At 59.0% G+C, this 20,100-nt stretch carries 18 protein-coding genes; 9 read left to right on the plus strand and 9 right to left on the minus strand.

The annotated features are described in order from the left end of the window. Positions 1-168 precede the first annotated feature (168 nt). Positions 169-744: a helix-turn-helix transcriptional regulator gene (locus AC2CGI_RS10720; protein ID WP_031300100.1), complete on the plus strand. Its 576-nt coding sequence runs from the start codon at positions 169-171 to the stop codon at positions 742-744. 7 nt (positions 745-751) lie between these two features. Here AC2CGI_RS10720 and AC2CGI_RS10725 read toward each other — a convergent pair whose 3' ends face one another. Beyond that, positions 752-1,246, minus strand: coding sequence for a winged helix-turn-helix transcriptional regulator (locus AC2CGI_RS10725; RefSeq protein WP_015377565.1), 495 nt, complete (start codon positions 1,244-1,246; stop codon positions 752-754). A gap of 155 nt (positions 1,247-1,401) precedes the next feature. Here AC2CGI_RS10725 and AC2CGI_RS10730 point away from each other — a divergent pair, with 155 nt between their 5' ends. Next, positions 1,402-1,830, plus strand: coding sequence for a tautomerase family protein (locus AC2CGI_RS10730; protein ID WP_076740323.1), 429 nt, complete (start codon positions 1,402-1,404; stop codon positions 1,828-1,830). A 54-nt stretch (positions 1,831-1,884) separates the two neighbouring features. Here AC2CGI_RS10730 and AC2CGI_RS10735 read toward each other — a convergent pair whose 3' ends face one another. From AC2CGI_RS10735 to ychF, 4 genes are all read right to left on the minus strand, one after another. After that, positions 1,885-5,211: an efflux RND transporter permease subunit gene (locus tag AC2CGI_RS10735; RefSeq protein WP_076740322.1), complete on the minus strand. Its 3,327-nt coding sequence runs from the start codon at positions 5,209-5,211 to the stop codon at positions 1,885-1,887. Between the two features lie 10 nt (positions 5,212-5,221). Then, a complete protein-coding gene (locus tag AC2CGI_RS10740; protein WP_242517248.1) occupies positions 5,222-6,385 on the minus strand; it encodes an efflux RND transporter periplasmic adaptor subunit in 1,164 nt (387 codons plus the stop codon). A gap of 916 nt (positions 6,386-7,301) precedes the next feature. Beyond that, positions 7,302-7,886: a TetR/AcrR family transcriptional regulator gene (locus AC2CGI_RS10745; RefSeq protein ID WP_076740321.1), complete on the minus strand. Its 585-nt coding sequence runs from the start codon at positions 7,884-7,886 to the stop codon at positions 7,302-7,304. 297 nt (positions 7,887-8,183) lie between these two features. Then, complete coding sequence (gene ychF / locus AC2CGI_RS10750; protein ID WP_033633304.1) at positions 8,184-9,275, minus strand: redox-regulated ATPase YchF; 1,092 nt, start codon at positions 9,273-9,275, stop codon at positions 8,184-8,186. 334 nt (positions 9,276-9,609) lie between these two features. Here ychF and AC2CGI_RS10755 point away from each other — a divergent pair, with 334 nt between their 5' ends. Beyond that, positions 9,610-11,139: a SulP family inorganic anion transporter gene (locus AC2CGI_RS10755; RefSeq protein WP_033633303.1), complete on the plus strand. Its 1,530-nt coding sequence runs from the start codon at positions 9,610-9,612 to the stop codon at positions 11,137-11,139. Between the two features lie 37 nt (positions 11,140-11,176). Here AC2CGI_RS10755 and pth read toward each other — a convergent pair whose 3' ends face one another. After that, entirely contained in the window at positions 11,177-11,767 is a 591-nt protein-coding gene (gene pth / locus AC2CGI_RS10760; protein WP_021504829.1) for an aminoacyl-tRNA hydrolase, read from the minus strand. A gap of 301 nt (positions 11,768-12,068) precedes the next feature. Between pth and ychH the strand changes: the two genes are divergently transcribed. Beyond that, positions 12,069-12,347, plus strand: coding sequence for a stress-induced protein YchH (gene ychH / locus AC2CGI_RS10765; RefSeq protein ID WP_004941056.1), 279 nt, complete (start codon positions 12,069-12,071; stop codon positions 12,345-12,347). 186 nt (positions 12,348-12,533) lie between these two features. On the opposite strand, the gene prs is transcribed toward ychH, so the two are convergent. From prs to lolB, 3 genes are all read right to left on the minus strand, one after another. Further along, positions 12,534-13,481: a ribose-phosphate diphosphokinase gene (prs, locus tag AC2CGI_RS10770; protein ID WP_004941061.1), complete on the minus strand. Its 948-nt coding sequence runs from the start codon at positions 13,479-13,481 to the stop codon at positions 12,534-12,536. A 174-nt stretch (positions 13,482-13,655) separates the two neighbouring features. After that, a complete protein-coding gene (gene ispE, locus AC2CGI_RS10775; protein ID WP_015377571.1) occupies positions 13,656-14,522 on the minus strand; it encodes a 4-(cytidine 5'-diphospho)-2-C-methyl-D-erythritol kinase in 867 nt (288 codons plus the stop codon). Then, positions 14,519-15,142, minus strand: a complete 624-nt coding sequence (gene lolB, locus AC2CGI_RS10780; protein WP_004941069.1) for a lipoprotein insertase outer membrane protein LolB — start codon at positions 15,140-15,142, stop codon at positions 14,519-14,521. Before lolB ends, ispE begins: the two co-directional genes overlap by 4 nt. A gap of 467 nt (positions 15,143-15,609) precedes the next feature. Here lolB and hemA point away from each other — a divergent pair, with 467 nt between their 5' ends. From hemA to sirB1, 5 genes are read left to right on the plus strand one after another with little or no spacing between them, the layout of a single operon-like run. After that, positions 15,610-16,872 carry a glutamyl-tRNA reductase gene (gene hemA, locus AC2CGI_RS10785; protein ID WP_015377572.1) on the plus strand — a complete coding sequence of 421 codons (1,263 nt, stop codon included), beginning with the start codon at positions 15,610-15,612 and terminating at the stop codon, positions 16,870-16,872. A 31-nt stretch (positions 16,873-16,903) separates the two neighbouring features. Continuing rightward, complete coding sequence (gene prfA / locus AC2CGI_RS10790) at positions 16,904-17,989, plus strand: peptide chain release factor 1 (protein ID WP_015377573.1); 1,086 nt, start codon at positions 16,904-16,906, stop codon at positions 17,987-17,989. Beyond that, complete coding sequence (gene prmC / locus AC2CGI_RS10795) at positions 17,989-18,822, plus strand: peptide chain release factor N(5)-glutamine methyltransferase (protein WP_049188211.1); 834 nt, start codon at positions 17,989-17,991, stop codon at positions 18,820-18,822. The genes prfA and prmC overlap by 1 nt, the downstream gene beginning before the upstream one ends. Positions 18,823-18,866: 44 nt before the next feature. After that, positions 18,867-19,265: a SirB2 family protein gene (locus AC2CGI_RS10800; RefSeq protein WP_004941079.1), complete on the plus strand. Its 399-nt coding sequence runs from the start codon at positions 18,867-18,869 to the stop codon at positions 19,263-19,265. After that, positions 19,262-20,071 (plus strand): invasion regulator SirB1, encoded by an 810-nt coding sequence (gene sirB1, locus AC2CGI_RS10805; RefSeq protein ID WP_015377575.1) that lies wholly within the window; start codon positions 19,262-19,264, stop codon positions 20,069-20,071. Before AC2CGI_RS10800 ends, sirB1 begins: the two co-directional genes overlap by 4 nt. The last annotated feature ends 29 nt before the right edge of the window (positions 20,072-20,100 follow it).

Here is a 20,100-nt window from a genome sequence, read left to right on the forward strand (position 1 = left end):
CTTTTTTGCGTATTAATCAAAGTGCTGGCTGTTGCGTGATTATTTGAAAAACATGTTATCAAGTTGTTTTATATCGGTGTGCTTTGCAGGCGAATTACCCCAAAAAAGAGCAGCGACAAGCCGCCTGAGGTATGGAAGCATACTTTCACGCTGATAAGGAGAATTAAAGTGAGAGTGATTTATATCGACGGTTCGCCGCTATGCCGTTTGGGGATGAAAACATTATTGGGAGAAGGAATGATAACCTTATCCTCGCCCAATATTAATATCATTAAAAATATAAGCCCTGCGCCTGATTTAATTATCATGGATTTTCCCCATGAAATTTACCGGTTCGAAGCGTATTTGCGATTTATTCACGCCTCACGTGCTGAATATGAAGGCGTCCGGATACTGTTCTTCGTCGATAAGACTTCGCCGCTGATCCTGGCATTTATCGCGGCGGCGCAGCCGGATGCGATTTTGCACAAACGGGAAGCGCTGCGGGTGGTGTGGGAAACCTGCGCGGCGCTAGTCCGCCGTGAAGAGGCGGGCGAACGGCGCGTGGTGAGCCGGCGGGCGGCGGCGATCACGCCTGGCGAGGCTGCGGTGTTGTGTGAAACGGCCCGTACGGAAGATATCCGCCTGACCGCGCGGCGGCTGAATTTGCACCCGAAAACCGTTTATTCGCACCTCAACAATGCCGGCAAGAAGTTCGGCATCCGTAATCGGGTGGAACTGCTGAAGATGATTGCGCTGCTGTAGCGCGCCGTTAACGGGCCTGGCCTACGGCCAGCCGCCATCGCGTGATCTCATCGGCGCCCGGCCCGGCGGCCAGCGCCAGGCTTTGCGGCGGCAGAGATTCGCCGGTCACGGCATCTACCACGCGCAGGGTGGCGGGGTGGCCGGTTACGCGGTCAACCACGCGCAGCGGCGGCCCGGCCAGCTCGGACAGATTCCATTTGTCGCCAATCTGAATCATCGCCATCACCAGCAGCCCGAGATCTTTTCCCTTCTCCGTCGGCAGATACTCGTAGCGATCGGGACGCGTCTGGTATTGCCGCTTTTCGATAAGGCCGTGGCTTTCCAGGGCCTTGAGGCGATCGGTCAGCGTATTGTTGGTGATGCCGGTCGATTGGCGCAAATCGTCATAGCGCGAGAGCCCCAGCAATAGATCGCGCATGAGAATCGCGCCCCAGCGATCGCCCAGTGCCGACAGCACGTGCGCCACCGAGCACGTCATGCCTTCAAACCCTTTTGCTTTCACGTTGCCTTACCTCCGCTTGCCGCCTGATTGCCGAGAATGTTATCGCCTCGGCTTGATAACTTCAATAATTGGAGTTATTACTCTTATTATTGGAGTTTTCGTTTAACAACGGCTGATGGCCTGAACGCCGGCCGGAAAACCTAGGAGACAACGCGATGCCACTGTGGCAGATCTACCACCCCGAACCGGCCTTCAGCGCCGCCGATAAACGCGCGATTGCGCAGAAGGTCACCGCCCTGTACCAGGACTTTTTGCCGCGTTTCTACGTCAACGTCTTCTTCCATGCGTTGCCGACAGGTTCGGCCTATCTTGGCGGCGAACCGGCCGATGACTTCGTGCGGGTGACCATCGACCATATCGCGCGCGCCATGGACAACGACGCGGAGCAGCAGCAATTTCTGGCGGCCTGCACCCGCATCCTGCAACCCTACATCGCCGCACGCGGGCTGCGCTGGGAGCTGCACGTGGACGAAACGCCGTTCCCGCTGTGGACGATAGACGGATTGAAACCGCCGGTGCCGGGGACGGCGGCGGGGGAGAAATGGCGCAGCGAGAATCTGCCTTCGGTGTGGGAGGGAAGTTGATGGGGGAGCGGCGGCGGCAAAACGCTATTCGCCACCGCGAACCGTTATCAGCGCTTAGCCTTTTCGCTTAAAGACCTTTTGCCGCATCCAGTGTTTGATCTGTCCCCAATACTCTTTGCCCAGCAAGGCGATGGCAATGACAAACAAGGTTTCGCCGACCACAACAAGCGTAGAGACAACGACAATCTTGTAGGGGATGTCGAGGAACGGAATGACAGGAAATGCCAGCCAATACAGCAGAACTACGATAAGCATGGCAAACCCGGCTTTTTTCCTCCCGCTCAGGTTCTTGCTGCGTGCCAGCAAGCTGGGCAACTTGCGCAGCCAGTTTTCAAGATCGTCAATCAGGGTATAAACGACAGGGATAACCAGCAGGCTCAGCACGGTGGAGGTGATCAATCCTCCGATGACGGCCACCGCCATCGGGCTGCGGAAGCTGGGATCGGCACTGCCGAAACCCAGAGCCACAGGCAACATGCCTGCTCCCATCGCTAACGTCGTCATGATGACGGGGCGGGAACGTTTGTGGCAGGCATCAATCAGCGCCTCCGTCCGGCTCATGGGTTTATTGAGCACTTCGCCATTCGGGCCGTAATGGCCGCGACGTGACTCGATCGCATAATCGACCAGCAGTATCGAGTTTTTGGTCGCAATCCCCATCAACATGATTAACCCGATCAGGGATGACATCGTGAACGACTGGCCCGCCAGCAGTAACCCGACGAATGCACCGCCCAATGACAGCGGGAGCGCAGCCAGAATGGTGATCGGTTGGAAGAAGTCTTTGAACAGCAGAACCAGCACGATATAGATGGCCAGGATACCGGCGACCATAGCTGTGCCGAAACCGGCAAACAGTTCCTTCATCATTTCGTCATCACCCTGCACAACCTGGTGCACGCCGACCGGCAGATTCTGGATTGACGGCAGCTTCGCCACCTGAGCGGCCAGATCCCCGAGTTGGGTGCCCGACAGTTCCACGTCAAGAGTCACGCTGCGTGTGCGATTGATGCGATTGATCTGGGCCGGCCCACTGCCTTGCTCAATGTTGACGATCTGATTGAGTAGCACCGGGCCTCTGGCGCCGGGTACGGTCAAACGTTCAAGTAATCCCATATCCTCACGGATGTCTTTTGACAGCTTGACGACGATCGGGATCTGGCGCTGCTCCACGTTGAATTTTGACAGGAACTGATCGTAGTCGCCTACGGTCGCAATACGCAAAGTATCGGCAATAGCGACGCCCGATACCCCAAGATCGGCCGCTTTGGCGAAATTGGGTTGCAGGAGGATTTCGCTGCGCGCCAGCCCGGCACTGGAGGTAATGTTACCGAGGCCAGGGAGCTGCCGCAGATCACTTAATACTGAATCGGCCGCCTTAGCCAGCACCTGGGGATCATCGCCGGCCAACACCAACTGGTATTTTTCACCTGATCCGCCAAACCCCACTTTGCTGCGTACCCCCGGAAGTGCTGCCATTGCCGTGCGTATCTCGCCTTCGATGACCTGCTTCTTCGGGCGCTCTTTACGCGCATCCAACAACACCGTCAGCGTTGCCATGCGAACGTCGGTTTTTCCATCGGAAGCCATGACATCGCCGCCCGTTGCACCGCCACCGATGGTGGTATAGATGTTACGGATATGCGGGATGGGGGCCAGGCGATGCCGAGCGAGTTCTGCCATGGCCTGGGTTTGTTCCAGCGTGCTCCCAGGCGGCAGTTCCAACGTCACCTGCGTCTGAGAGTTGTCATCTGCAGGGAAAAAACCCTGGGGCAGTAGAGGAATAAGCATCAGAGAGCCGATAAAGAACCCGCCGGCCAGCGCCAGGGTGAGCCCGCGGTGCCGCAGTGTCCACCGGCAGGCGCGCAGGTATAGCGCCATCCAGAAAGGATCGCGCTGAGGGCGCACATGCGGTTTCATCAGGTAGGCGGCCATCATTGGCGTCAGCAAGCGCGCCACAACCAGCGAGGCAAACACCGCCAGCGCCGCCGTCCATCCAAACTGCGTGAAGAATCTTCCGGCAACGCCGGACATGAAGGCCGTCGGCAGGAAAACGGCGATCAAGGCAAACGTCGTGGCGACGACGGCCAGGCCGATTTCCGATGCGGCATCCATCGCGGCCTGGTACGGCGGTTTACCCATGCCGATGTGGCGTTCGATGTTCTCCACTTCGACGATGGCATCATCCACCAACAGGCCAATCACCAGCGACAGCGCCAGCAGCGTGACGATACTGAGCGAAAAGCCCATCATGTCCATACCGATGAAGGCCGGTAAAATCGACAGGGGCAAAGCCGCCGCCGAGATCAACGTCGCGCGGATATCGCGCAGAAACATGAAGACCACCAGGATAGCGAGAATGGCGCCTTCATAAATCATGTGCATGGAGGCGTCGAACTCCTCTTGCACAGGCCGGACAAAGTCGAAGACCTGCGTGATGTGCAAATCAGGCCGCTCCGTGCGCAATTGCGCCAGAACTTTTTCAACCTTGTTGCCGACCTCGACTTCACCGGCGCCTTTGGCGCGCGTGATCTCAAAGCCCACCACCTTCTTGCCGTTGAGGAGCGCAAGTGCACTGCGTTCCGCAATGGTGTCTTTCAGCGTCGCCACGTCGTCCAGGCGAAAACGTTGCCCGCCGGGCAACGACAGTTCGACTGCGGCTAATTCATCCACGTTCTTGACGCGGGCGACCAAACGCAGCGGTTGTTTTCCCCGCCCCAGATCGACTCGCCCGCCCGTCGCGTCCATCTGTACATCACGCAACTGACGGGAAACTTCGGCAGCGGTGGCGCCAATCGCCTCCAGTTTGACCGGATCGAGTTCGACTTGGATCTCGCGGTTCACGCCGCCCACACGGGTGACTGACCCTACGCCGGCGACGCCTCTCAGACGCCGCGACAGGGTATTGTCCACAAACCAGGACAGTTCATTCTCATCCATCTTGCTGGCGCTGATGGAAAAGGCCAGGATAGGTTTGCCCGTGATGTTGAGCTTGCGAACGATAGGATCACGTAAATCCGTCGGCAACTCGGTGCGAATGCTTTGCACGGCTGACCGGACTTCATCCACCGCTTCCTGAACGGGTTTTTCCAGACGAAACTCCGCTGAGATATCGACCAGCCCGTCTTGGATCGTAGTGCGCAGGTTCTTCAATCCCTGCACCGAAGAGACGGTGTCCTCCAGCTTGCGCGCCACCTCCGTTTCGAGTTGGGGCGGCGCAGCGCCCGGAAGCGAAGCGGACACGGTCACCGTGGGCACATCCATGTCCGGGAAGCTCTGGATCTTCATCAATTTGAAAGAATAAAAGCCGGCAACGCTCAAGATGACAAAGAGCAAGATAGACGGAATGGGGTTGCGGATGGACCAGGTAGAGATATTCATGATGGGCCTCTTAGCGCGGATCCGATGAGTTGGAAGCCTCGGCCGTGTTGGCCAACTGGACTTTATCGCCCTCATTGAGGAACACGCCGCCGCTGGCGACGATGCGTTCCGCGCCTTGAAGACCGGACAGGATCTCCTGCTGGTCATTCACCAGACGGCCTACCGCGACTTTAAGCGGATGTGCACGCAGCTCGTCATCTACGGTGAACACCAGGTGAAAACCGTCGCGCGCCACGACGGCGGATTGCGGCACGGTCAGCCCTTGCCGATCGCCGACCGTAATCAGACCGCTGGCATACGTGCCGGGCCGAATGGGAGAGGCGTTCTTCGCTGTCGATGGGAGGATGTCCACATAGGCAATCCCGCGGCGCGAGGTCGCATTGACCGTCGGGGCGGCCAGGCGTACGACGCCTTCCCAGGTGTTACCGCCAGGTGAGGCGATCTGCGCTTTTTGCCCCGGTTGGATCTGTTCCAGCTGCTGCGCCGACAATTCCGCCCGCCATTCAAATTTTCCCTGGCGGATCAGGCGAAACATTTCGGTGCTTTGCATAGGAACTGAACCGATCGTGGCCGATCGCGCGGAGATGATGCCGTCGTCGGGGGCGCGTAATATCGTCTGGTCCAGCCGCAACTGCTGAGCCGCCATACGTGCTTTCGCCGACTCCAGACGCGCCTGCGCCGTCTTTTCCTGGGTTAACAGTTTCTGAATATCCTGTTCGCTCAGGCTGCCGACACCGCGCAGCAATCGCGCTCGTTTTCCATCCGCTTGCGCATTCAGAGTGACCGCTTTCGCTTCGTTGAGATCGGCTTTCGCCAGCAGCCAGTCATTCATCACGGAGTCGCGTGTAAATTCCGCCAGAGGTTGGCCCTGGCGTACAACATCCCCCTCCTGCACCAACAGTTTTTGCACGCGCAGCCCATTGGCTTCCGGGCTGATGATCGCCTCTTGCCAGGCCGCAATCGAACCATTAGCCGTGACAGTGCGGGAAAGGGGCTGTATTGCCGGTGTTGTCAGGGCCACGGTCAGCATCGGTTTATCTGCCGGTGGGGCAACCTTGTCCGCCGGCGCATCGCAGGCCGATAAGGCGACAATCGGCATCACCAGCACGGTTGTACGAAGTGTCTGTAAAGACCAAAAGCGGGGGCGTGTGTTTTGAGCTATCAGTTGTGTCATCGGGAGAACCCATAAGGTAATTATTTGTCGGACCAGTCGCCAACGGCGCGGCGATGTATTGTTCTGTATTGAATTTCAAACGAATCCGGTGCTGTTCTGCTGCGGTTCAGCCTGGCGTTGAAGCATTGCCCGCTCTGACGAAGTGAACAAACGCCGTATCCACTTCCGCACTGTGGATCGCACGCGGTTATGATGCTCATGCGGTTCAGCCTGCCAATCCGCCTCGCTTTCGCCGGGGTCGGTGTCTACGCTCGATAGGTCCAACGTCCGGGGAGCAGAATGCTGGGTCGTGTGGCGGTTGATCCCGCTTCCATCGGGTGCGGCTTTGCCACGCTCGGCGACTTCCTTCTGACCAGATTGGGACGCCCGGCGAGGGGGCGTTTGTATCGCCCGTTCGAAGGATTCAGGCAATGGCGCGCTTTGGGTAGAGAACGCGTGTTGTCGCCGGCAGGTACGCGATGCGTAATAGAGGGCCGCAGCCTCTGCCGCAACCAGTTTGCGAGCGTCATTCCATAACGCTTGAACGCACTCCAAATTTGCGCGCGCAACCGGCGTTTGTGCTCCGCGTACATGCTCTACGTGACTGGATTTGCCAGTCGAAGCGCGCAAGCGCCGGGCGCCGGATTCATTTCGGGCGGGGGGCCATGCATTCCACACAGACACGTGTGCCGAGTCAGACGGGGTGGCCCGCCATGTTGCTGGAACATGGCGGGTTCCTGACAAACGGTCTGATACAGGCGAGGTTGCGCACCCGCAGAGGATCAAAGACACGCTGAGAAACAGAGAAAAGAATGTGAGTCGGCGGAGCCTTGGATAGGCCCGTGTCCGCAGCATTTTTAGTTTTGAAACGGGTGGCATGATTGTCGTATCTTTTTAATGCGTGAGTACGCACTCATTATTTAATTAAAAAAAGAAGCTAGATGGCTGTATGAGCGCCAGGAAGCTCAATGGCCCGCACCATGGCTTCATAACCTGCGCGTTTGTAAATATCCAGCAGGTGCGGTTTTTGAACGGCCATATCGATAACACAATTGGCCATTACCGTGCAGATCATGCCCTGAAACTCGCTCGACTGCGCTAAATCCAGCCCCTGGACTAACGGAATACCCAGCTGGGAAATATCACCGAACCGTACGCTTCTTTCCCTCTGTGCAGGGGATAACTTGCCGGAGACCATCAATTTGTTCCCTGTCGCATACGCGGCGGGATTGGCGAGCGCCCAGTCAATGTAGGCATCCCAGGCGAGCTGCATTTGATCTTTACCCGGCGAAACGTCCTGCAAGCTTTGCGTCAGCAGGCGCTCCATTTCATCAAGCAGGTAGTCGCAGACTGCGCTCAGCAGTACGTCCTTATTTTCAAAGTAGCGGAACAGCGTGCCTTCCGAGACGCCGGCTTTCCTGGCGATGGCCGATGTGGGTGCCGCTAATCCTTGTTCGGCAAAAATGTCGGTGGCGGCCTGCAAGAGCGCCTGCTGCTTTTCTTCACTGCGGGGACGGGCCACTTTGAGGCTCCTTTAATAAGTGAGTAAATACTCATTATAAAGACGCGAGGGAAGATGACAAGCTTTTTCCTGTAGGACAAGGGATCAACACGAGAGCCGTTTTTCGTGCTGCGATGCGAATAATGCCGTCATGACGGGCGCAATGAAGCGTACGGCGAGATCGTTCTGTGGGAAACATGAGACCGTGATGCTCTGTGTCCAGATCGTCAAAACGCAGAACCGAGAGACAAAAAAATCCACGCCGAAGCGTGGATTTTTCCGTTTCCGGCAGCGGAGAGAAACGCTGCGGGGAAGGGGTTAGACGTTGAACAAGAAGTTCATCACGTCGCCGTCTTTGACGATGTAGTCTTTACCTTCGGAGCGCATTTTGCCGGCTTCTTTGGCGCCTTGCTCACCCTTGTAGGTGATGAAGTCGTCATAGGAGATGGTTTGCGCGCGGATAAAGCCTTTCTCGAAGTCGGTGTGGATCTTGCCGGCCGCCTGCGGGGCGGTGGCGCCGACCGGGATGGTCCAGGCGCGCACTTCTTTCACGCCGGCGGTGAAGTAGGTTTGCAGGTTCAGCAGCTCGTAACCGGCGCGGATCACGCGGTTCAGGCCCGGCTCTTCCAGGCCCAGCTCGGCCATGAACTCGTCGCGCTCTTCATCTTCCAGCTCGGCGATGTCGGATTCCACAGCGGCGCACACGGCAACTACCACGGAGCCTTCGGCATCGGCGATTTTACGCACGGTGTCCAGGTACGGGTTGTTCTCGAAGCCGTCTTCGTTGACGTTGGCGATGTACATGGTCGGCTTCAGCGTCAGGAAGCTCAGGTATTTGATCGCCGCTTTGTCTTCCGCAGTCAGATCCAGCGCGCGCAGCATGCCGGCGTTTTCCAGGTGCGGCAGGCATTTCTCTAGCGCCGCCAGCTCGGCCTTGGCGTCTTTGTCGCCGCCTTTGGCTTTTTTCTGCACGCGGTGGATAGCGCGTTCGCAGGTGTCCAGGTCAGACAGCGCCAGCTCGGTGTTGATGACGTCGATATCTTCGGCCGGATCGACCTTGTTGTTGACGTGAATGATGTTGTCGTTCTCGAAGCAGCGCACCACGTGGCCGATGGCTTCGGTTTCGCGGATGTTGGTCAGGAACTGGTTGCCCAGGCCTTCACCTTTAGACGCGCCTTTCACCAGGCCGGCGATGTCGACGAATTCCATGGTGGTTGGCAGAATGCGCTGCGGCTTGACGATCTCGGCCAGCTTATCCAGACGCGGATCGGGCATCGGCACCACACCGGTGTTCGGTTCAATGGTGCAGAACGGGAAGTTGGCTGCTTCAATGCCCGCTTTGGTCAACGCGTTGAACAGGGTGGATTTGCCTACGTTAGGCAGGCCGACGATACCGCATTTGAATCCCATGTTGTAATCACCTTAAATATCTTAACTATCAGCTGGTTAGATTTAACCGACTGCATAAAGGGCAAAATAATGCCGCCATTATACACGTAATGGGCGTTTATCTCGATCAGACTTGCTTGGCCGGGGCGAACGCAGCGCGGACGGCCGGTTTTTATTTGAGATTTGGATCACATTTACCCATACTGGCCATTCCGATTAACCGACAGGAAACGCGCCGGATGTATTTCTTGCCTACGCCACCCTGAGCTGTGCCCGCCTGCACTCTGCCGCGCCTTGCGGTACCCCATACCCGCTACGCGGGGAGATGATGTCATCTATCATAAGTGAATAATGCATGTTTAACCTGAGTAACGTCAGGATCGCGGACGTTAAAAATGAAGTCCTGGCGGGCTTTGTGGTGGCGGTTTCGATGATCCCCGAGGCGGTCGGCTTTTCGCTGGTCGCCGGTCTTTCGCCGATTGTCGGCTTGCATACCGCGTTTATTATCGGCCTGGTCACGGCGCTGTTCGGCGGCAAACCGGGCATGGTTTCCGGCGCCGCCGGCTCCATTGTGGTGGTGCTGATGAGCCTGGCGGCGCAGTACGGCATGGGTTACGTGCTGTGGGCCACGCTGTTTGCCGGGGCGATTCAAATCCTGATCGGCGCCTTCCGGCTGGGCAAGTTCATTCGTCTGGTGCCGCTGCCGGCGATCCACGGCTTCGTCAACGGCCTGGCGATCGTCATCATGCTGGCGCAGCTGAAGATGATCGCCGGGCAGGGGCCGCTGATGTACGGCCTGGTGGCGCTGGCGATTGCGGTGGTGGTGCTGTTCCCGCGCCTGACCAAGGCCATTCCGTCTTCGCTGGCGGCGCTGCTGGTGGTCTCGGCGTTGGCCATCGGCCTCAACCTGCACACGCTGCGGGTGGGCGATCTGGCGGACATTTCCGGCGCGCTGCCGCACTTTAGTCTGCCGACGGCGCCGTTTACCCTGGAGATGGTGCGGGTGGTGCTGCCCTATGCGGTGGTGATCGCCCTGGTCGGTTTGATTGAATCGCTGCTGACCATGACGGTGCTGGATGAAATGGGCGGCAAGAAGGGCAACGGCAATCGCGAGAGTATCGCGCAGGGCGCCGGTAACGCGGTATGCGGCCTGTTCGGCTGCTTCGCCGGCTGCGCGATGATCGGCCAGTCGATCATCAACTTCACCTCGGGCGGGCGCGGGCGCATCTCCGGTACGGTGGGCGCCATCCTGCTGATTCTGTTCGTGGTCAGCCTGTCGCGCTATATCGGCCTGCTGCCGGTGGCGGCGCTGGCCGGGGTGATGCTGGTGGTGTGTTACAACACCTTCGAGTGGAGCTCGCTGCGCCGCTTGCGCCGCATGCCGAAAGCCGACGCGCTGGTAATGATCGTCGTCACGCTGATCACCATCTTTACCGATCTGGCGGTGGCGGTGATCAGCGGGGTGATTATCTCGGCGCTGGTGTTCGCCTGGCAGCAGGCGCGCATCCGCGTGCGCCAGCGGCAGGTAACGGGCGACGTGGCGGTGTATCAACTGGATGGCCCGCTGTTCTTCGGCTCCGCCGCGGCTTTCGCCGAGCTGTTCGATCCGCAGAGCGATGCGCAGAATGTGGTGCTGGATTTTGCCGGCACCCGGGTGATGGATTCCAGCGGCGTGGAGGCGATCGATAAGCTGACGGCGCGTTATCTGGCGGCGGGGAAAAGCATTCGTCTGCGCCACCTGAGCGCTGACTGCGTGCGCCTGCTCAAACGCGCCGGGCCGTTCTGCAGCCATGAGCTGGACGATCCGCAGTATTACGTGGCGGAAGAGGGCTTCACCGCCGATGAGCGCCGGGTGGGCGAGGAAACCTTCAACCCGCGCGGCTAAAAGCAAGCAGCGGGCAGGGCGCCCGCTGCGGCAAGGATCAGGCCTGCGCCTTGAAGCTGTGCAGGCGCTGAACGGTTTTTTCCAGCCCGTCCTTCATCAGCATTTCGGTGCAGCGCAGCGACTCGTCGATCGCTTCGTCAATCATCTTCTGTTCGCTGGCCGGCGGCTTGCCGAGCACGAAGCCCACCACCTTGTTCTTGTCGCCCGGATGGCCGATGCCGATGCGCAGGCGATAGAAGTTCGGGTTGTTGCCGAACTTGTTTTGGATGTCTTTCAGGCCGTTGTGGCCACCGTTGCCGCCGCCGAGCTTGATTTTGGCCACGCCGGGCGGCAGATCCAGCTCGTCGTGCGCCACCAGGATCTCGCTGGGTTCGATGCGGTAGAAGTTGGCCATCGCCAGCACCGCTTTGCCGCTCAGGTTCATGAAGGTGGTCGGCACCAGCAGGCGCACGTCGTTGCCCGCCAGGTTCAAACGGGCGGTGTAGCCGAAGAACTTGCTCTCTTCTTTTAACTGCTGATTGTGGCGCTGGGCCAGCAGATCGACGTACCAGGCGCCGGCGTTGTGGCGTGTCTGGGCGTATTCCGCGCCCGGGTTGGCGAGACCGACTATCAATTTAATACTGCTCACTGGGAGATTCGCTATGATCAGGGTAATGGAAAGGGCCTTAGTCTACCTGTCGGGGCGATGAATGACAAAACCCGATCTCTGCCGTCACCCTGGGTAAGAAAGACGAATGATTCATTAGCTGAATAATTCAATTTGTCCGCTAATTTTCAGTGCCGTGTTAAGAAGTGTCAATAATTCTTTACCATTTGTGATCGCCTCCGCAATCCCCTTGCCACAACAGGGACTATACTTAACTTATCAAAGTGGGTTAACAAGTTGCAGCGTTATCCCGGTTGGCACATGGCAATCATGGAGGTGGCATATGAAACGTAGAAGCGCGGACAGAGTGGGCAACTTTTTTATGGGGCTGGGGCTGGTCGTGATGATCGGCGGCGTCGGATACTCAATTATTGCTGAAGTATCCCAGTTCAATCTGCCGCAATTTTTCGCCCACGGCGCCATCATGAGCATCTTCGTCGGCGCGCTGTTGTGGCTGGTGGGCGCACGTATCGGCGGCCGCGAACAGGTGGCGGATCGCTACTGGTGGGTAAAACACTTTGATAAACGGTGCCGCAACGATCAACATCGTTCGTCGCATTGATTAAAAAAGCAGAAGGGAAGCAAGAGCGGGGCAAGGGAACATCTGCCGTGCATTAAGGTTTGAGGTCATGTCGGACTACAAGTAGAAAACCCGTTGTTGCTCGCGCACCAACGGGTTTTTCTTTTTCTGCTGTCGGGCGCGTTATCTTTCCGGCGCAGTGGGCGCCGCACCGGAAAGACGACGAAATTAATGCTCGAACATCGCAGAGATCGACTCTTCGTTGCTGATGCGGCGGATGGCTTCAGCCAGCATGCCGGACAGGGTCAGAGTGCGAACGTTTTTCAGTGCCTTGATTTCCGGCGACAGCGGAATGGTGTCGCAGACGATCACTTCATCAATCACCGAGTTCTTGATGTTGTCCACGGCGTTGCCGGAGAAGATCGGGTGCGTCGCGTAGGCGAATACGCGCTTGGCACCGCGTTCTTTCAACGCTTCAGCCGCTTTACACAAGGTGCCGCCGGTGTCGATCATGTCGTCGACCAGCACGCAGTCGCGGCCTGCCACGTCACCGATGATGTGCATCACCTGAGAAACGTTCGCGCGCGGGCGGCGTTTGTCGATGATGGCCATGTCGGTGTCGTTCAGCAGTTTGGCGATGGCGCGGGCGCGCACGACGCCGCCGATGTCCGGAGAAACCACGATCGGGTTTTCCAGGTTCTGCTGCAGCATGTCTTCCAGCAGGATCGGGCTGCCGAACACGTTGTCTACCGGTACGTCGAAGAAGCCTTGAATCTGCTCAGCATGCAGATCCACCGTCAGAACGCGGTCAACCCCTACGCTGGAGAGGAAATCGGCAACCACCTTGGCGGTGATTGGCACACGCGCGGAACGCACGCGGCGATCCTGGCGGGCATAGCCGAAGTAAGGGATAACGGCGGTAATACGACCTGCGGAGGCGCGACGCAGGGCGTCGACCATCACAACCAGTTCCATCAGGTTGTCGTTGGTCGGGGCACAGGTGGACTGGATGATGAAAATATCACCGCCGCGTACATTTTCGTTGATTTGCACGCTCACTTCGCCGTCGCTAAAACGACCTACAGCGGCGTCACCAAGGCTGGTGTACAAACGGTTGGCAATACGTTGTGCTAGTTCCGGGGTGGCGTTACCAGCAAAAAGCTTCATATCAGGCACGAGAAGAACCTCAGGCTTGCGTCCAGAGAAGATATTGTCATACGACATCGCCAAGGGGCAGTCGGCGACGCCGGCGCAATATACATACGGGTATGTAAAACTAAAATTGAGACCGCAGGCAGCGCAGGGATAACAGGGCCAGGTGTGCATGACCCTGCGCAGCGAAACGTTGAGCTACGACTCAAACCGCCCGGAACGAATGCGATGTAGTGGGGAGACGTTAACGCCGCGCGCTACAAAACCACACAACCACTCCGGGGCTTGATTTAACACCTGACGGGCGGCGATTTCTGTGTCGAATTCAGCAAACACACAAGCACCTGTGCCAGTCAGGCGTGACGGGGCGTATTCTAACAGCCATGAAAGAAGCTGTTCAACCTCGCGAAAACGTTTTCTTGCGATCGGTTCGCAATCATTTGCGTACGGCGCCTGCAACAGCTCACTTAAGGAGCGAACCGGGGTGTCCCTTTTCAATTCGGCGTCGCCGAAGATAACCGGCGTCGGGATGCCGACGCCGGGATGCGCCACCAGATACCATTTTTCCTGCGGCTCGGCCGGCTGCAGGCGCTCGCCGATGCCTTCGGCGAAGGCGGCGTGGCCGCGCACGAACACCGGCACGTCGGCGCCGAGGCTGAGCCCCAGCTCTGCCAGTTGGTCGTCGTCAAGGCCGCAGCGCCACAGTTCGTTCAGCGCCACCAGCACGGTGGCGGCGTTGGAGGAGCCACCGCCCAAACCGCCGCCCATCGGCAGGCGCTTGTCGATGCTGATGTCGGCGCCGCGCGGTGCGGTCTGCAGACCCTGTTCATCACAATAGCGCTGCAGCAGGCGGGCGGCGCGCACGATCAGGTTCTGCTCGTCCGGCACGCCGTCGACCGGCGTCAGCAGGTTAATGCGATCGTCCTGGCGCGGGTCAATGGTCAGGGTGTCGCCGTAGTCCAAAAACTGGAACAGCGTCTGCAGCAGGTGATAGCCGTCTTCACGACGGCCGGTGATGTACAGAAACAGGTTGAGCTTCGCGGGGGAGGGCCACTGGCGGATCATTTGAGCGTCCAGTTATCCATTTTCAGTTTGATGCGTTGGTCGCCCTGCTGCAGCTCCAGACGGTTCGGCAGCGTCGGCTGCACCTCGGTGCTGTAGCTCTGGTAATCCACCTTCCAGGTTTGACCGCCTTGCTGGTAGGTCAGTTTGCTCAGGCGATATTGGTCATCCAGCGCAAAATCGCTGGCTTCGCCCGGCAGGCCGACCATCCACTGGCGCAGGTTGTTCAGCGGGATCGCCATCCCGGTCAGCTTGCGGATCATCTCTTCCGGGTTGTCGCTGACGTAGCGTTTGCCCTGGTTGTCGGTCAGCTGCACCACGTTTTTCTGTACGTTGAGATCCATTTCCGTGCTGCCCAGCGGGTTAGTCAGCAGCAGGCGGTAGCGCTCCGGCGAAAACTGCTGCCAGAAGAAGCGGGCATAGACTTTTTTCTGATCAGACAAGTAGGCGAAGGAGCCGCGGGTCTGATAGGTGCTAAGCTGCTGCACCGCCTGCTCATGGGCGCGCCACTGCGGTGAGGTCGGGCTGGTGGCCGGGCCGGTTGGCTTGGTGGTGGTACAGGCGGCCAGCACCAGGCTGGCCAGCGGGATCAGACGGAGCAAACTAACTTTGCGTATTGGCATAACTTTTTCTTGTCCTTTTGTCCTTGCGGGCATGCGCGACGAAACCCGGATTCAGCGCTCACGCTAACGGGGCGGCGGCGGCGCGTCAATTTTTTGCTGCATCGCGTTGAATCTTGCCGCGTTTATCGGCGTAGTGCCAACGCGGCGCGCGCGTCGGGGTTGCCATTAAGCGTAACACAATCGCCTGAAGGCGGGGGAGGCGCTCCCGATAAGCGGTGCAGAGTTGCGCAAACGCCAACGTTATGTGCGCCGAATAGCGTGCGCGTCTTCGCAAACTGCGCTAAAATTTAAACCATCTGCCTACCCTTTGACTATTTATCCCGCTGTATTTATTACTTATTCATTAATTGATGTCGTCTATGACAGCGATTGAACGGAAGATGCGGTTGTTACTTTTATTGATCCCGCGCATCAAGTAGAATGCCGTTCAACGAGAACCCGTACCAACAGAAGTATTACTCGAAGCAATGACCCTGCTGGCGTTAGGTATAAATCACAAAACCGCTCCGGTTTCTCTGCGTGAAAGGGTGACCTTCTCGCCAGAGTCCATCGATGAGGCGCTGACCAGCTTGCTCCAACAACCGTTGGTGCAGGGCGGCGTCGTGTTGTCCACCTGCAACCGCACCGAGCTGTACCTCAGCGTGGAGCAGCAGGAGCACATGCACGAACAGCTGGTCGCCTGGCTGTGCGCCTACCACAATCTGCGTCCGGAAGAGGTGAAGAAAAGCCTCTACTGGCATCAAGGCAATGACGCGGTCAGCCATCTGATGCGGGTGGCCAGCGGGTTGGATTCGCTGGTGCTGGGCGAACCGCAAATCCTCGGCCAGGTGAAAAAGGCCTTCGCCGAATCCCAACGCGGCCAGTCGCTGTCCGGCGAGCTGGAGCGCCTGTTCCAGAAATCCTTCTCCGTCGCCAAGCGTGTGCGCACCGAAACCGAAATCGGCGCCAGTGCGGTCTCCGTGGCGTTCGCCGCCTGTACGCTGGCGCGGCAGATCTTCGAATCGCTGGCCGATCTCAACGTCTTGCTGGTGGGCGCCGGTGAAACCATCGAGCTGGTGGCGCGCCACCTGCGCGAACACAAAGTGCGGCACATGATCATCGCCAACCGCACCCGCGAGCGCGCGCAGCTGCTGGCGGACGAAGTCGGCGCGGAAGTGATCACCCTGCCGGAAATCGACGAACGCCTGGCGGACGCCGACATCATTATCAGTTCCACCGCCAGCCCGCTGCCGATCATCGGCAAGGGGATGGTGGAGCGGGCGCTGAAAGCGCGCCGCAACCAGCCGATGCTGCTGGTGGATATCGCCGTACCGCGCGATATCGAACCGGAAGTCGGCAAGCTGGCCAACGCTTATCTGTACAGCGTGGACGATCTGCACGCCATCATTCAAAGCAACCTGGCGCAGCGCAAAGCGGCGGCGGTGCAGGCGGAGTCGATCGTGCAGCAGGAAAGCACCAACTTCATGGCTTGGCTGCGTTCGCAGGGCGCGGTGGAAACCATTCGCGACTACCGCTCGCAGGCCGACCAGATCCGCGCAGAGATGGAGGCCAAAGCGCTGGCCTCCATCGCGCAGGGCGCCAACGTGGAGCAGGTTATTCACGAGCTGGCCCATAAACTGACCAACCGTCTTATTCATGCCCCTACCAAATCCCTCCAGCAGGCCGCCGGCGACGGTGACGTGGAGCGGTTGCAGTTATTACGCGACAGCCTCGGGCTGGATCAGCATTAGTTTTCTCTATTAACAGGGTTTATTACCACGCATGAAGCCTTCTATTGTTGCCAAACTGGAAGCGTTACAAGAGCGCCATGAAGAAGTGCAGGCGCTGCTCGGCGATGCCGGCGTTATCGCCGACCAAGACCGGTTCCGCGCGCTGTCGCGAGAATACGCGCAGCTGACCGACGTCAGCCGCTGCTTCCTGGAATGGCGTCAGGTGCAGGAGGATCTGGAGACGGCGGAAATGATGCTGGACGATCCGGAAATGCGCGAGATGGCGCAGGAAGAGCTGAAACAGGCGCGGGCGAGCAGCGAAGCGCTGGAACAGCAGCTGCAGGTGTTGCTGCTGCCGAAAGATCCGGATGATGAGCGCAGCTGTTTCCTCGAAGTGCGCGCCGGCACCGGCGGCGATGAGGCGGCGATCTTCGCCGGCGATCTGTTCCGCATGTACAGCCGTTACGCCGAAGGCCGCCGCTGGCGCGTCGAGGTGATGAGCGCCAACGAAGGCGAACACGGCGGCTTCAAAGAAGTGATCGCCAAAGTTTCCGGCGACGGCGTGTACGGCCAGCTGAAGTTTGAATCCGGCGGCCACCGCGTGCAGCGCGTGCCGGAAACCGAATCCCAGGGGCGCATCCACACCTCCGCCTGCACCGTGGCGGTGATGCCGGAAGTGCCGGAGGCCGAATTGCCGGACATCAACCCGGGCGATCTGAAAATCGACACCTTCCGCTCCTCCGGGGCCGGCGGCCAGCACGTTAACACCACCGATTCGGCGATCCGTATCACCCACCTGCCGACCGGCATCGTGGTGGAGTGCCAGGACGAACGTTCACAGCACAAAAACAAAGCCAAGGCGATGTCGGTGCTGGGCGCGCGCATTCGCGCCGCCGAGATGGCCAAGCGCCAGCAGGCCGAGGCGTCCACTCGCCGCAACCTGCTGGGTAGCGGCGATCGTTCCGACCGTAACCGCACCTACAACTTCCCGCAGGGGCGGGTGACCGACCACCGCATCAACCTGACGCTCTACCGTCTGGACGAGGTGATGGAAGGCAAACTGGACATGCTGATCCAGCCGATCGTGCAGGAGTATCAGGCCGATCAGCTGGCTGCGCTGTCCGCCGAGCAAGAGTGATGGATTATCAACACTGGCTGAAAGCCGCCGCCGCGCGTTTGACCCACAGCGACAGCGCCCGGCGTGACGCGGAAATCCTGTTGGGTTTCGTGACCGGCAAGGCCAGAACCTTCCTGATGGCGTTCGGGGAAACCCTGCTGACGCCGCCGCAGCAACAGCAGCTGGAGACGCTGCTGGCGCGCCGCGAACGCGGTGAGCCGGTGGCCTATCTGGTGGGCGAGCGCGAGTTTTGGTCGCTGCCGCTGTCGGTCTCGCCCGCGACGCTGATCCCGCGCCCGGATACCGAATGCCTGGTGGAGCTGGCGCTGGCGCGCCTGCCGCCGCAACCCTGCCACTTCCTCGATCTCGGCACCGGCACCGGCGCCATTGCGCTGGCGCTGGCCAGCGAGCGCCCGGATTGTTCGGCTATCGGCGTCGATGTGCAGCCGGAGGCGGTTGCGCTGGCGCAGCACAATGCGCACAAGCTGAAGATCGACAACGTCCGATTTTTACAGGGCAGCTGGTTTGCGCCCGTCGCGGGGCAACGTTTCGCGCTGATCGCCAGCAATCCGCCCTATATCGACGCCGCCGATCCGCATTTGTCGCAGGGCGACGTGCGCTTCGAGCCCGGTAGCGCGCTGGTCGCCGCCGAGCACGGGTTGGCGGATCTGGCCGCCATCGTGCGCCAGGCGCCGCACTATCTGCAGCCGCAGGGCTGGCTGCTGTTGGAACATGGCTGGCAGCAGGGTGAGAGCGTGCGCGCGCTGCTGCAGGCCGCCGGATTTTCCGCTGTCGCCACCCACCGTGATTACGGCGACAACGACCGCGTGACGCTCGGCCAATGGCCGGGATAAGCGCCCCTCATAATAAAGACGCCCAGGCCATTTAAGGGAGCACCATGACTGCATACACCGCGTTGAAACATTTCCATTTGCTGACGGTCGCCATCAGTATTACCTTGTTTGTGCTGCGTTTCTTTTGGCAGTGGCGCCGTTCGCCGATCATGGGCCGCCGCTGGGTCAAGATAGCGCCGCACCTGAATGACACGCTGCTGTTCGTCAGCGGCATCGCGCTGGTGGTGACGTTCGGGTTTTATCCGCTGCTGGGTATGGACTCATGGCTGACCGAGAAGCTGTTTGGCGTTATTATCTATATCCTGCTTGGCTACGTCGCATTGGGCAAGAAGACCAAAAGTCAGCGGCTGCGAACCGTGGCGTTCGTGCTGGCATTGGGCTGCCTGTACCTGATAATTAAACTTGCCACGACGAAAATACCGTTTCTGATGGGATACCTATGAGTAGCATTGCTGATTTTGAATTTAACACCTCGCCGCTGAGCGAAGGGGTGATCCTGGTGTCGCAGTCGGTGCGGCGCGATTTCCCGGCTGCCGACGTGGAGCGCAAGCTGCAACAACTGGTGGACGAAGCGCGCGCGGTGGTGCCGGCCGATATCACTCAGGAGCAGCAACTGGATGCGCTCATTGAACTGTTCTACAAGACCTGGGGATTCGGCGGCGCCAGCGGCGTGTACCGCCTGTCGGACGCCATCTGGCTGGACAAGGTGCTGGAGGGGCGGCAGGGCACGCCGGTTTCGCTCGGCACCATCTTCCTGCACATCGCCAACGCGCTGGATCTGCCGCTGCTGCCGGTGATTTTCCCCACTCAGCTGATCCTGCGCGCCGATTGGCTGGATGAAGAGCTGTGGCTGATCAACCCGCTGAACGGCGAAACCCTGAGCGAACACCAGCTGGAAGTGTGGATTAAGGGCAACCTGGGCTTGGGTGCCGAGCTGGAAGACGACGATCTCGACGAATCCGAGAACATCATGGTGGTGCGCAAGATGCTGGATACGCTGAAGGCCGCTCTGATGGAAGAAAAGCAGCTGGAAATGGCGCTGCGCACCAGTGAAACGGTGTTGTGCTTCGATCCGGAAGATCCGTACGAGATCCGCGACCGCGGGCTGATTTACGCCCAGCTGGAGTGCAACCATATCGCGATTTCCGATCTCAACTATTTTGTCGAGCAGTGCCCTGAAGACCCGGTCAGCGAAGTGATCAAAGTGCAGATCCATTCGATTGAGCCGAAACAGGTGACGCTGCATTAATTTAATGACTCCGTGCAGTTTACAAGGCG

It is taken from the genome of Serratia sp. LSHTC3 (assembly GCF_057197125.1).